The sequence below is a fragment of the Pseudomonas sp. Irchel 3A7 genome (assembly GCF_900187565.1).
Taxonomy (GTDB): Bacteria; Pseudomonadota; Gammaproteobacteria; order Pseudomonadales; family Pseudomonadaceae; genus Aquipseudomonas.
Window position 1 is genome coordinate 247,027 of record NZ_FYED01000005.1, and the last position, 13,204, is coordinate 260,230.

Genomic DNA, 13,204 nt, shown 5'->3' on the forward strand with positions numbered 1-13,204 from the left:
AAGTTCTGCGAAAAGCTGAGGCCAGCCGTTGAGAAAAAATCAGGACGTAGCGATTCAGAGCAGCACCACGTCGTATTGTTCCTGGGAATACATGGTTTCCACCTGGAACCGAATGGTGCGTCCGATGAACCCTTCAAGCTCGGCGACGTTGCCCGACTCTTCATCGAGCAGGCGATCGACAACTTTCTGGTTCGCCAATACACGATAGCCTTCCGCCTGATAGGCGCGAGCCTCGCGGAGGATTTCGCGGAAGATTTCGTAGCAAACGGTTTCCGGGGTCTTCAACTTGCCGCGGCCCTGGCAACTGGTGCACGGTTCGCACAACACTTGCTCAAGGCTTTCGCGGGTGCGCTTGCGCGTCATCTGTACCAGGCCCAACTCGGTGATACCGATAATGTTGGTCTTGGCGTGATCGCGCTCCAACTGCTTCTCCAGCGTGCGCAGCACCTGGCGCTGGTGTTCTTCATCTTCCATGTCGATGAAATCGATGATGATGATCCCGCCCAGATTGCGCAGTCGCAGTTGGCGAGCGATGGCCGTCGCGGCTTCGAGGTTGGTCTTGAAGATGGTTTCTTCGAGGTTGCGATGACCGACGAACGCCCCGGTGTTGACGTCGATGGTGCTCATGGCTTCCGCCGGATCCACCACCAGGTATCCACCGGACTTGAGCGGGACTTTGCGTTCCAGGGCTTTCTGGATTTCGTCTTCGACGCCGTACAGGTCGAAAATCGGCCGTTCGCCGGGGTAGTGCTCCAGACGATCGGCGATCTCCGGCATCAGTTCGGCGACGAATTGCGTGGTTTTCTGGAAGGTTTCCCGTGAGTCGATGCGAATCTTCTCGATTTTCGGGCTCACCAGATCACGCAGGGTGCGCAGTGCCAGGCCGAGATCCTCATAGATCACGCTTGGCGCGCTGATGGTCAAGATCTGGGCATTGATCTGATCCCAGAGCCTGCGCAAGTAGCGGATGTCCATGAGGATTTCGTCGGCGCCGGCGCCTTCGGCCGCCGTACGCAGGATAAAACCACCGGCTTCCTTGATGCCTTCCTTGGCGACGCAATCGCTGACCACTTGCTTGAGGCGTTCGCGCTCGGCTTCGTCTTCGATCTTCAGCGAAATGCCGACATGCGCGGTGCGCGGCATGTACACCAGATAGCGCGACGGGATCGACAACTGGGTAGTCAACCGCGCCCCTTTGGAGCCGATCGGGTCCTTGGTGACTTGCACCACCAGGCTCTGGCCTTCATGTACCAGGGCGCTGATGCTCTCCACCGCCGGACCTTCGCGCAGGGAAATTTCCGAGGCATGAATGAACGCGGCACGATCCAGGCCGATATCGACAAATGCCGCCTGCATGCCCGGCAATACCCGCACGACTTTGCCTTTATAGATGTTGCCGACGATCCCGCGCTTTTGCGTGCGCTCGACATGGACCTCTTGCAGGACACCGTTTTCGACCACCGCCACGCGTGATTCCATCGGCGTGATGTTGATCAGAATCTCTTCACTCATGGCAGGATCTCGTTCAGGCATGTTCACGATAATGGCCGCATCTGGTCAGTACGACGCTTAACGCGCGTTATGGGTTTGCCAACAGGGTATGCCGAAATGGCCGAGCAGTTCCGCGGTTTCGCACAGCGGCAGTCCAACCACCGCCGAATAACTTCCATCGAGCCCGGCGACAAACACCGCACCCAATCCTTGAATTCCATAACCACCTGCCTTGTCCCGCGGCTCGCCGCTGGCCCAGTAGGCCACCGCCTCGTCGCTGTCGATGGGGCGAAAACGCACCACACTGCGCACCACCCGCGACTCGCAACGCTCACCTTCGAGCAGTGCAATCGCCGTCAGGACTTCATGTTCTTTGCAGGACAACATCTTCAGCATGGCGCAAGCGTCAGCTTCATCAACCGGTTTGCCGAGAATTTTGCCGTCGAGCACGACAGCGGTATCGGCGCCCAGCACGCAGAACGGCGCATCGGACACCACCGAATCGCGCCCGGCCGCAGCCTTGCCGCGCGCAAGACGCTCGACATAGGCCGAAGGCGATTCATGAGTCAGAGGGGTTTCATCGATGTCCGCACTGATGGCGGTGAAAGGCACGCCGATCTGCGTGAGCAGTTCACGCCGACGCGGCGAGCCAGAGGCCAGGTACAGCCGTTTCATCAAGACATCTCCCTGTCAAATTGGAGGCAAATGCCTGACCGAGTTAATTGATTTTGTAGCGTCGACGCAAACCGCGCAAAGCGAAGCTGATCCATGGCCAGAGCAATGCGCTGACCAGCGCCGGCAATACCAGCGCCAGCGTTGGCTGACGGTTGCCGGTCAGCGCGCTGAGCCATAACTGAACAAGCTGCGCGAGGCCGAAGATCACCAGGATCACCAGGCTCTGCTGCCACATCGGGAACATCCGCAGACGTTGTTGCAGTGCCAGCACCAGGTAGGTGATGAGGGTCAGGATCAAAGCGTTCTGGCCCAGCAGCGTGCCATACAGCACGTCTTCAGCCAGGCCCAGGCACCACGCGGTGACCATCCCGATTTTCTGTGGCAGGGCCAACGCCCAGAACGCCAGCAGCAGGGCCAGCCATAGCGGGCGAAGGATTTCCATGAATTGCGGCAGCGGCGAAACGCTGAGCAGCATGCCGATGGCGAACGTCAGCCAGACCATCCAGCCGTTTCGTGAAGCTTTGACACCGACCATTATTCTCGTCCCCCAGTGTTAGCCGGCGCGGAGACAGGCGGTTTGGCAGCAGGCTTCACGGCAGCGGGTTGAGCCGCCGGAGGCTTGGCAGCGGCGGGATGGGTGGCGACAGGCTTGGCCGGAGTGGCGGCAGCGGGAGCCGTTGTCGGGGCTACCGGGGCTACCGGTGCTGCTGGCGCCGCGACGGCGGCCGGAACAATGGCGGGTTTCGGCACGGTCGCCGGAATGATCGGTCCACCGCCCTGAGCATCCAGAGACTCCTGAGCCTGCGCCGCATCATTGGCACGCTCTTCAGCGGTGCGGTTGTCGCTGAACACCAACAGCAGGTAACGGCTGCGATTCAAGGCTGCGGTCGGCACCGCGCGGACAATGGCGAACGGCTGGCCGGAGTCGTGGATCACTTCCTTGACCGTGGCCACCGGGTAACCTGCCGGGAAACGCTGCCCCAGGCCGGAGCTGACCAGCAGATCGCCTTCCTTGATGTCAGCGGTATCCGCCACGTGACGCAGCTCGAGGCGTTCCGGGTTGCCGGTGCCGCTGGCGATCGCCCGCAGGCCGTTGCGGTTGACCTGCACTGGAATGCTGTGGGTGGAATCGGTCAGTAGCAGGACGCGGGAGGTATAGGGCATCAACTCGACCACCTGGCCCATCAGGCCACGGGCATCGAGTACCGGCTGACCGAGGACCACACCGTCACGCTCACCCTTGTTGATGATGATGCGGTGGGTGAACGGGTTGGGGTCCATGCCGATCAATTCGGCCACTTCGACCTTTTCGTTGACCAGTGCCGAGGAGTTGAGCAACTCGCGCAGCCGAACGTTCTGCTCGGTCAGGGAGGCAAGCTTTTGCATGCGCCCCTGCAACAGCAGGTTTTCGCTCTTGAGCTTTTCGTTTTCGGCGACGAGTTCGGTCCGGCTGCCAAACTGGCTGGCCACACCCTGCCATAGCCGCTGCGGCAGGTCGGTGATCCAGTAAGACTGCATCAGCACCAGCGACATCTGGCTACGCACTGGCTTGAGCAGTGTGAAGCGGGCATCGAACACCATCAGCGCGACCGAAAGCACGACCAGCACCAACAAGCGCACGCCCAGTGAGGGACCCTTGGTGAAAAGCGGTTTAATAAGCCGCTCCTCCCAGGCAAATATTCTCTTTATTCATACGGCATCAAACCGGCCTGGATGCAGACTGACAGAAGATAAACGCGAACAGGCAGCACTGCAAAGTGCCGCCTGCGCGCTCAACAGCATGAAGGCCATCCGGCGACTTATTCGCTGGAGAGCAGATCCATGGTGTGTTTATCCATCATTTCCAATGCACGGCCACCGCCGCGAGCTACGCAGGTCAACGGGTCTTCGGCGACGATCACCGGCAGGCCGGTTTCCTGGGCCAGCAACTTGTCGAGGTCACGCAGCAAGGCGCCACCACCGGTCAGTACCAGGCCACGCTCGGCGATGTCGGACGCCAGTTCCGGCGGCGATTGCTCCAGGGCGCTTTTGACGGCCTGAACGATGGTCGCCAGGGACTCTTGCAGAGCTTCCAGCACTTCGTTGGAGTTCAGGGTGAATGCGCGTGGAACGCCTTCAGCCAGGTTACGGCCACGCACGTCGACTTCACGCACTTCACCGCCCGGGTAGGCCGTGCCGATTTCCTGTTTGATGCGCTCGGCGGTGGACTCGCCGATCAGGCTGCCGTAGTTGCGACGCACGTAGGTGATGATCGCTTCGTCGAAGCGGTCGCCGCCAACCCGTACGGATTCAGCGTAAACCACACCGTTCAGGGAGATCAGCGCGATTTCGGTGGTACCGCCACCGATATCGACCACCATCGAACCGCGCGCTTCTTCAACCGGCAGGCCGGCACCGATCGCAGCGGCCATTGGCTCTTCGATCAGGAATACTTCACGGGCACCGGCACCGAGGGCCGATTCACGGATGGCGCGACGCTCAACCTGGGTGGATTTGCAAGGAACGCAGATCAGCACACGCGGGCTAGGCTGCAGGAAGCTGTTTTCATGAACCTTGTTGATGAAGTACTGCAGCATCTTTTCGCAGACGCTGAAGTCGGCGATCACGCCGTCCTTCATCGGACGAATGGCAGCAATGTTGCCCGGCGTACGGCCCAGCATGCGCTTGGCCTCGGTGCCGACAGCAACGACACTTTTCTGGTTACCGTGTGTCCGAATGGCCACAACCGATGGCTCATTCAGGACGATACCGCGCTCGCGCACGTAAATAAGGGTGTTGGCAGTGCCCAGGTCAATGGAAAGATCGCTGGAAAACATGCCACGCAGTTTCTTGAACATGGGAAAGGGACCCTAGGCAACGCGTGGGTAAAAAAGTGCGGCAAACTCTAACAACGACAGGGATTTTGGGCAAGGCGCCAATATGTTAAATTGGCCGCTTTTCTGTGCACCAAGCCCCACAATCGCGGCCTTATGACCGTAGAAGTGCGGTAGTGTTCCGACAATCTAACACACGGACGCCGTCCGTTTTGTTTTCCACTGGAGAATCCCAATGGCGCTTGAACGCTCCGACGTGGAAAAAATCGCTCATCTGGCCTGCCTTGGCCTCAATGATGCCGATCTTCCACACATCACTTCGGCCCTCAACAGCATTCTGGGGCTGGTCGACGAAATGCAGGCGGTCAATACCGACGGTATCGAGCCGCTGGCCCACCCACTGGAAGCCAGCCAGCGCCTGCGTGCAGACGTCGTGACCGAGACCAATAACCGCGAGGCCTACCAGTCCATCGCACCAGCGGTCGAAAACGGCCTGTACCTGGTTCCGAAAGTCATCGACTAAAGGGAAAGAGCCTGCAATGCATCAATTGACTCTGGCCGAGATCGCCCGCGGACTCGCCGATAAAAAGTTTTCCTCCGAAGAGCTGACCAAAGTCCTGCTGGCGCGCATCGCCCAGCTCGATCCGCAGCTCAACAGTTTCATCAGCCTCACCGAAGACCTGGCGCTGCAGCAGGCGAAAGCCGCCGACGCACGCCGCGCCAACGGTGAGAGCGGCGCCCTGCTCGGCGCGCCGATCGCCCACAAGGATCTGTTCTGCACCCAGGGCATTCGCACCAGCTGCGGCTCGAAGATGCTCGACAACTTCAAGGCTCCGTACGACGCCACCGTCGTCGCCAAGCTGGCCGCTGCCGGGGCGGTGACCCTGGGCAAGACCAACATGGACGAGTTCGCCATGGGCTCGGCCAACGAGTCGAGCTATTACGGCGCGGTGAAAAACCCGTGGAACCTGGAACACGTGCCGGGCGGTTCGTCCGGTGGTTCGGCGGCCGCGGTGGCCGCTCGCCTGTTGCCTGCGGCCACCGGCACCGATACCGGCGGTTCGATTCGTCAGCCGGCGGCGCTGACCAACCTTACCGGCCTGAAACCGACGTACGGTCGCGTCTCGCGCTGGGGCATGATCGCTTACGCGTCCAGCCTCGATCAGGGCGGCCCGCTGGCACGCACCGCTGAAGACTGCGCAATATTGTTGCAAGGTATGGCCGGCTTCGATCCGAACGACTCCACCAGCATCGATGAACCCGTGCCGGACTACAGCGCCAGCCTGAACGGTTCGCTGCAAGGCCTGCGTATCGGTGTCCCGAAGGAGTACTTCAGCGCCGGTCTCGACCCGCGCATTGCCGATCTGGTCATGGCCAGCGTCGAAGCGTTGAAAAAGCTCGGCGCCGTGGTCAAGGAAATCAGCCTGCCGAACATGCAGCACGCCATTCCTGCGTACTACGTGATCGCTCCGGCCGAAGCCTCTTCCAACCTGTCGCGCTTCGACGGCGTGCGTTTCGGCTACCGTTGCGCAGACCCGAAAAACCTCGAGGACCTGTACAAGCGTTCCCGTGGCGAAGGTTTCGGGACTGAAGTGCAGCGCCGCATCATGGTCGGTGCCTACGCGCTATCAGCCGGCTACTACGACGCCTACTACCTGAAGGCACAGAAGATCCGTCGCCTGATCAAGAACGACTTCATGGCGGCCTTCAATGAAGTCGACATCATCCTCGGCCCAACCACGCCGAACCCGGCCTGGAAGCTCGGCGCCAAGAACAGCGACCCGGTCGCTGCGTACCTGGAAGACGTCTACACCATCACCGCCAACCTCGCGGGACTGCCGGGCTTGTCCATGCCTGCAGGTTTCGTCGATGGCCTGCCGGTCGGCGTGCAACTGCTCGCCCCGTATTTCCAGGAAGGCCGCCTGTTGAACGTTGCCCACCAGTATCAGTTGAACACTGACTGGCATACCCGCACCCCAACCGGCTTCTGAGGAGACACACATGCAATGGGAAGTCGTGATCGGGCTGGAGATTCACACCCAGCTCACCACCCGGTCGAAAATCTTTTCCGGTAGTTCCACTACCTTCGGTTCCGAGCCGAACACCCAGGCCAGCCTGATCGACCTCGGCATGCCTGGCGTATTGCCAGTGCTGAACCAGGAAGCGGTGCGCATGGCGGTGATGTTCGGTCTGGCGATTGACGCCAAGATCGGCCAGCACAACGTGTTCGCCCGTAAAAACTACTTCTATCCGGACCTGCCCAAGGGCTACCAGATCAGCCAGATGGAGTTGCCGATCGTCGGCAAGGGCCACCTGGACATCGCCCTGGAAGACGGCACGGTCAAACGTGTCGGCATCACCCGCGCGCACCTTGAAGAAGACGCCGGCAAGAGCCTGCACGAAGAATTCAGCGGCGCCAGTGGCATCGACCTGAACCGTGCCGGCACGCCGCTGCTGGAAATCGTCTCCGAGCCGGACATGCGCAGCGCCAAGGAAGCCGTGGCCTACGTCAAGGCGATCCACGCCCTGGTGCGTTACCTGGGCATCTGCGACGGCAACATGGCCGAAGGCTCGCTGCGTTGCGACTGCAACGTGTCGATCCGTCCGAAAGGCCAGGCCGAATTCGGCACCCGCTGCGAGATCAAGAACGTCAACTCGTTCCGCTTCATCGAGAAGGCGATCAACAGCGAAGTCCAGCGTCAGATCGAATTGATCGAAGACGGCGGCAAGGTGATCCAGCAGACTCGCCTCTACGATCCGAACAAGGACGAGACCCGTCCGATGCGCAGCAAGGAGGAAGCCAACGACTACCGTTACTTCCCCGATCCGGACCTGTTGCCGGTGGTCATCGAAAACACGTTCCTCGATGACGTGCGCGCCACCCTGCCGGAGTTGCCGCCGCAGAAACGCGAACGCTTCCAGGCAGAGTTCGGCCTGTCAGTCTACGACGCCAGCGTGCTGGCCACCAGCCGCGAGCAAGCCGACTACTTCGAGAAAGTCGCGAGCATCGGCGGCGACGCCAAGCTGGCGGCGAACTGGGTGATGGTTGAACTGGGCAGCCTGCTCAACAAGCAAGGCCTGGATATCGAACAGTCGCCGGTTTCGGCCGAGCAACTGGGCGGCATGCTGCTGCGCATCAAGGACAACACCATCTCCGGCAAGATCGCCAAGGTTGTGTTCGAAGCCATGGCCAATGGCGAAGGCAGCGCGGACGAGATCATCGACAAGCGCGGCCTCAAGCAAGTGACCGACACCGGCGCAATCTCGGCGGTGCTGGACGAAATGCTCGCGGCCAACGCCGAACAGGTTGAACAGTACCGCGCGGCAGACGAAGCCAAACGCGGCAAGATGTTCGGCTTCTTCGTCGGCCAGGCCATGAAAGCCTCCAAAGGCAAGGCCAACCCGCAACAGGTCAACGAACTGCTCAAAAGCAAGCTCGAAGGCTGACCGGAATGGAGCCAGCATTCAAACCTGGCTCCGTTTTACTGTGGGAGCGAGCCTGCTCGCGAATGGGGTTTGGCACTCAATGCAAAGTTGACTGTCAGATTGGCATTCGCGAGCAGGCTCGCTCCCACTTTTGTTTCGGGAACACTTCTATGAAGCGTCTATTTGGACTTTGCGCCCTGCTCTCTCTGCTCGCCGGTTGCGCCAGCACCGACACCGTCGATCCACACGGCTACGACAAAACCGGTGTGGCCTCGTACTACGGTGCCAAACACCAGGGCAAACGCACCGCCAGCGGCGAGCGTTTCGACAAGAATTCAATGACCGCCGCCCACCGCCAGCTACCCTTCGGTACGCGGGTGAAAGTCACCAATCTGAAAAACGACAGATCCTGCATCGTGCGCATCAACGATCGCGGGCCACATACCCGCGGGCGCCTGATCGACCTGTCCCATGAAGCCGCCGAACGCCTGGGCATGCTCAAGAGCGGCACCGCACGGGTTCGCGTGCAAGCCCTCGACTGAACCACGGAGCCCCGACCATTTTCGGACTAGTCGATTTACCCCTGATCAGCGTGATCGAATTGCTCAGCGGGCTGGTGCTATTGATCGCCGGCGCCGAACTGATGGTGCGTGGGGCGGTGCGCCTGGCCGCGCGCCTGTATGTGCGACCGCTGATCATCGGCCTGACCATTGTGGCCCTCGGCAGCAGTGCACCGCAGATGGCCGTGAGCCTGCAAGCGACCCTGGCGCATAACGCCGACATCGCCGTCGGCAGTGTGATCGGCAGCAGCATTTTCAACATCCTCGTCACCCTCGGGTTGTCGGCGCTGATCATCCCGTTGCGGGTATCACGGCAACTGGTGCGCCTGGATATTCCGCTGATGATCGGCGCCAGCCTGCTGGTGTTCCTGCTGGCTTGGAACGAAGAACTGACCCGCGCCGACGGTGTGATGCTGCTGGCGGCACTGGTGCTGTACCTGGGTTTGCTGCTGCGCCAGTCGCGGCACTCGGCGCGCCCGCATTCGATCAGTTCCGAAGGCACCCAGGCGCCGTGGGTCAGCAGCCTGCTGATGATCGTCAGCGGCCTGGCGATGCTGGTGTACGCCGGACATTTGCTGCTGGGCGCGGCGGTATCGGTGGCCACCGACCTCGGGCTGTCGGAGCGGATCATCGGCCTGACCATCGTCGCCGTCAGCACGTCGCTGCCGGAACTCGCCACCTCGTTGATCGCCGCGTTGCGCGGTGAACGGGAGATCGCCGTGGGCAACGTGATCGGCAGCAACCTGTTCAACCTCCTGGGCGTGCTGGGCCTGACCGCAATGATTGCGCCTGCGCCACTGTCGGTGTCGCCCAACGCGCTGGATTTCGACCTGCCGGTGATGCTCGGCGTCGCCGTGCTGTGCCTGCCGATGTTCTATTCCGGCTACCGCGTGACCCGCGTCGAGGGCCTGCTGTTTTTGGGCTTGTACCTGGCTTACGGGCTGCACGTGGTGTCGTTCACCACCGGCATGCCGCTGGCGGGCAAGCTTGAACACCTGATGCTGTTTTTCGTCCTGCCGGCGCTGGTGGCGTTCTTGCTGTTCACGTCGCTGCGCGCCTGGCGCCGCCAACATCACAAGAGGGAGTTGCCATGACCGAAAATAAAAAAACCGGCGTTGAAGTACGTCGCCAAGTGATGGGCGACGCCTTCGTCGACCGCGCGCTGGGCAGCGCCACGGAATTCACCCAGCCGCTGCAGGACTTCGTCAACGAACACGCCTGGGGCGGCGTGTGGAACCGTGAAGGCTTGCCATTGAAAACCCGCAGCCTGATCACCCTCGCCGCGCTGACCGCACTGAAGTGCCCGCAAGAGTTGAAAGGTCATGTGCGTGGTGCGTTGAACAACGGTTGCACGGTGGATGAGATCCGTGAAGCGCTGCTGCATTGCGCGGTGTATGCCGGCGTACCGGCGGCGATCGATGCGTTTCGGGCGGCGCAGGAAGTGATCGATAGCTACCAGAAGCAGTAAGCAGGTCCATAGTTTTCGCGAGCAGGCTCGCTCCCACAGTTGGAACGCATTCCCCTGTGGGAGCGAGCCTGCTCGCGAATGGATCTGAAAACCACCGCAAGTCCCAAGGCTAAATCCACCCACCCCACTGCAACAAAAAGATCCCGATGTTGGTGGTGACCGCCGCCATCAGCGTGGTGATGACGATGATCGCCGCCGCCAGCTCATGATTACCGTCCGCCGCCCGGGCCATGACGAAACTGGCGGCCGCGGTCGGGCTGCCGAAATACAGAAACAGAATTCCCAACTCCGCCCCACGAAACCCCCAGAGCCACGCGCCCAGCGTCGCCAGTATGGGCAGGCCGAGCATTTTCACCAGGCTTGAACTGAGCGCCATTGAACCGCTTTTACGCATCGCCGCGAGCGACAGCGTGCCGCCGATGCAGATCAGCGCCAGCGGCAAGGTGGTTTGCGCCAAGTATTGGCCTGAGGTTTCCAGCCACCCCGGCAGGCTGATCTTGAAGTAGGCAAAGGGCGCCGCCGCGATCACGCTGATGATCAGCGGGTTGCTGACCACGCTTTTGCAGATGCTCCACGGATCGGACTTGATCACCGGGCTGTACACCGCCAGCACAATGGTCGACAGCGTGTTGTAGAACAGGATCACCAGCGCCGCGAGAATCGCCCCGAGGGAAATTCCGTAGTCACCGTACATGCTTGCCGCCAGCGCCAGTCCGATCACCCCGTTGTTGCCGCGAAAGGCGCCCTGGGTGTAGATCCCGCGGTCTTCACGCGGACATTTAAGAATCGCCCAGCCCCAGGCAATGGCAAAACACGCCAGGGTCGCGAGGGAGAAATAGATCAGCAGCGCCGGTTGCAGCGCGGCGTGCAAGTCGGCATGCAAGATGCCCAGAAACAGCAACGCCGGCATGGTGACGTTGAACACCAGGGCCGATGCAGTGTGGATGAAGTTATCGTTGATCCAGTCGATGCGCTTGAGCAACACCCCCAGAAACAGCATGGCGAACACCGGTGCGGTGATGTTCAGGGTTTCGAGGAAAATTGCCAGCATGCCGGAGAAGACCTTGAGGTGAGCGTCGTTAGGGGGCTAATGATAAGCCACCGAAGACATCGGCGTCTGGTCGATCGCTATCGCTGGCAAGCCAGCTCCCACAAGGATTGCGCTGAACCTGTGGGAGCTGGCTTGCCAGCGATGCAGGCGACGCGGTATCAGGTGATCGGCGCCGGATTGAACAAGGTGATGTCATTGTGCAGCTTGTGTCGCTCCGCCCAGGTCTGCTTCTTGCCGCTGGCCACGTCCAGGTAGTAGTGGAACAACTCCCAGCCGAGGTCTTCGATTGAAGCGCGCCCGGTAGCGATGCGCCCGGCGTCGATATCGATCAGGTCCGGCCAGCGTTGCGCCAGTTCGGTCCGGGTCGACACTTTCACCACCGGCGCCATGGCCAGCCCGTAAGGCGTGCCGCGACCGGTGGTGAACACGTGCAGGTTCATCCCTGCCGCCAACTGCAACGTCCCGCAGACAAAGTCGCTGGCCGGGGTCGCGCAGAAGATCAGGCCTTTTTCCTTGAACCGCTCGCCAGGGCCGAGCACGCCGCTGATCGCGCTACTGCCGGACTTGACGATCGAGCCCAGAGACTTCTCGACAATGTTCGACAAACCGCCCTTCTTGTTGCCTGGCGTGGTGTTGGCACTGCGGTCCGCTTCGCCCTTGGCCAGGTAACGGTCGTACCAGTCCATTTCCCGCACCAGCTCCTGCGCCACTTCTTTGGTTTGCGCGCGGGAGGTCAGCAGGTAGATCGCGTCGCGCACTTCGGTCACTTCGGAGAACATCACCGTCGCACCGGCGCGCAGCAACAAGTCAGAGGCATAGCCCAAGGCCGGGTTGGCGGTGATTCCGGAAAACGCATCGCTGCCACCGCACTGCATGCCCAGGATCAGCTCGGACGCCGGCACGGTTTCCCGACGGCGTTGATCGAGCTTCTTCAGACGCACTTCAGCCAGCTCCATGATCTGCTCGATCATCTCGGTAAAACCGTGACTGGAATCCTGCAAGCGATACAACCATGGCTCGCTCAGATCCACCGAGCTGTCGTCCTCGTGCATCACCTGCCCGGCCTGCAATTTTTCGCAGCCCAGGCTGATCACCAACGCCTCGCCACCCAGGTTCGGGTTGCGCGCCAGATTGCGCACGGTGCGAATCGGGATGTACGCGTCGGTGGCGGTGATCGCCACGCCACAGCCGTAACTGTGGGTCAACGCCACCACGTCGTCGACGTGCGGGTACTTGGGCAACAGCTCGTCCTTGATGCGCTTGACCGCGTGATCCAGCACGCCGGTCACGCATTGCACCGTGGTGGTAATACCAAGAATGTTGCGCGTGCCGACGGTGCCGTCGGCGTTGCGATAACCTTCGAAAGTGAAGCCTTCCAGCGGTGCTTGCGCGGCCGGCACCTCGGTGGACAGCGGCAGGCTGTCCAACGGTGGCGCGGTCGGCATGCGCAGTTGATCTTCCTTGACCCAGCTGCCGCGTGGAATCGGCTGCAACGCATAGCCAATGGTCTGGCCGTAACGAATCACCTGCCCACCCTCGGGAATGTCTTCCAGGGTGACCTTGTGACTCTGCGGCACGAAGTCCACGGTGACCAGCCCATCAGCGAACGCGGTACCGGCCGGTACGCCCTGGTCGTTGACCACGATCACTACGTTGTCCCGCTCGTGCAGGCGGATGTAGCGCGGCGAGTCGGAATGTTCAATCAACTGCATGACGCCGC

General features: G+C 61.2%; 13 protein-coding genes. 6 read left to right on the forward strand and 7 right to left on the reverse strand.

What is annotated here, in order from left to right; translation table 11 throughout:
• Positions 1-54: 54 nt before the first annotated feature.
• The 5 genes from rng to mreB all read right to left on the reverse strand — a co-directional run bounded on the left by rng (position 55) and on the right by mreB (position 5,003).
• Positions 55-1,512, reverse strand: coding sequence for a ribonuclease G (gene rng, locus CKW21_RS10605; RefSeq protein ID WP_095193921.1), 1,458 nt, complete (start codon positions 1,510-1,512; stop codon positions 55-57).
• Positions 1,513-1,569: 57 nt separating this feature from the next.
• A complete protein-coding gene (locus CKW21_RS10610; protein ID WP_095193922.1) occupies positions 1,570-2,166 on the reverse strand; it encodes a nucleoside triphosphate pyrophosphatase in 597 nt (198 codons plus the stop codon).
• A gap of 43 nt (positions 2,167-2,209) precedes the next feature.
• Complete coding sequence (gene mreD / locus CKW21_RS10615; protein ID WP_095193923.1) at positions 2,210-2,701, reverse strand: rod shape-determining protein MreD; 492 nt, start codon at positions 2,699-2,701, stop codon at positions 2,210-2,212.
• Positions 2,701-3,822 carry a rod shape-determining protein MreC gene (mreC, locus tag CKW21_RS10620; protein ID WP_095193924.1) on the reverse strand — a complete coding sequence of 374 codons (1,122 nt, stop codon included), beginning with the start codon at positions 3,820-3,822 and terminating at the stop codon, positions 2,701-2,703. The genes mreD and mreC overlap by 1 nt, the downstream gene beginning before the upstream one ends.
• A gap of 143 nt (positions 3,823-3,965) precedes the next feature.
• Entirely contained in the window at positions 3,966-5,003 is a 1,038-nt protein-coding gene (gene mreB / locus CKW21_RS10625; protein WP_002555108.1) for a rod shape-determining protein MreB, read from the reverse strand.
• 211 nt (positions 5,004-5,214) lie between these two features.
• Between mreB and gatC the strand changes: the two genes are divergently transcribed.
• The 6 genes from gatC to CKW21_RS10655 all read left to right on the forward strand — a co-directional run bounded on the left by gatC (position 5,215) and on the right by CKW21_RS10655 (position 10,433).
• Entirely contained in the window at positions 5,215-5,502 is a 288-nt protein-coding gene (gene gatC / locus CKW21_RS10630) for an Asp-tRNA(Asn)/Glu-tRNA(Gln) amidotransferase subunit GatC (protein ID WP_007976465.1), read from the forward strand.
• Between the two features lie 16 nt (positions 5,503-5,518).
• Positions 5,519-6,970: an Asp-tRNA(Asn)/Glu-tRNA(Gln) amidotransferase subunit GatA gene (gene gatA, locus CKW21_RS10635; protein ID WP_095193925.1), complete on the forward strand. Its 1,452-nt coding sequence runs from the start codon at positions 5,519-5,521 to the stop codon at positions 6,968-6,970.
• 10 nt (positions 6,971-6,980) lie between these two features.
• The gene (gatB, locus tag CKW21_RS10640) at positions 6,981-8,426 is read left to right on the forward strand and encodes an Asp-tRNA(Asn)/Glu-tRNA(Gln) amidotransferase subunit GatB (RefSeq protein ID WP_095193926.1); all 1,446 of its coding nucleotides are present in this window, start codon (positions 6,981-6,983) and stop codon (positions 8,424-8,426) included.
• A gap of 149 nt (positions 8,427-8,575) precedes the next feature.
• Entirely contained in the window at positions 8,576-8,947 is a 372-nt protein-coding gene (locus CKW21_RS10645) for a septal ring lytic transglycosylase RlpA family protein (protein ID WP_095193927.1), read from the forward strand.
• A gap of 50 nt (positions 8,948-8,997) precedes the next feature.
• The gene (locus tag CKW21_RS10650; RefSeq protein WP_095193928.1) at positions 8,998-10,059 is read left to right on the forward strand and encodes a calcium/sodium antiporter; all 1,062 of its coding nucleotides are present in this window, start codon (positions 8,998-9,000) and stop codon (positions 10,057-10,059) included.
• Positions 10,056-10,433 (forward strand): carboxymuconolactone decarboxylase family protein, encoded by a 378-nt coding sequence (locus tag CKW21_RS10655; RefSeq protein WP_095193929.1) that lies wholly within the window; start codon positions 10,056-10,058, stop codon positions 10,431-10,433. Before CKW21_RS10650 ends, CKW21_RS10655 begins: the two co-directional genes overlap by 4 nt.
• Positions 10,434-10,542: 109 nt before the next feature.
• On the opposite strand, the gene CKW21_RS10660 is transcribed toward CKW21_RS10655, so the two are convergent.
• The gene (locus tag CKW21_RS10660; RefSeq protein WP_095193930.1) at positions 10,543-11,484 is read right to left on the reverse strand and encodes an AEC family transporter; all 942 of its coding nucleotides are present in this window, start codon (positions 11,482-11,484) and stop codon (positions 10,543-10,545) included.
• A gap of 158 nt (positions 11,485-11,642) precedes the next feature.
• The gene (gene garD, locus CKW21_RS10665) at positions 11,643-13,196 is read right to left on the reverse strand and encodes a galactarate dehydratase (protein WP_095193931.1); all 1,554 of its coding nucleotides are present in this window, start codon (positions 13,194-13,196) and stop codon (positions 11,643-11,645) included.
• Between the last annotated feature and the right edge of the window lie 8 nt (positions 13,197-13,204).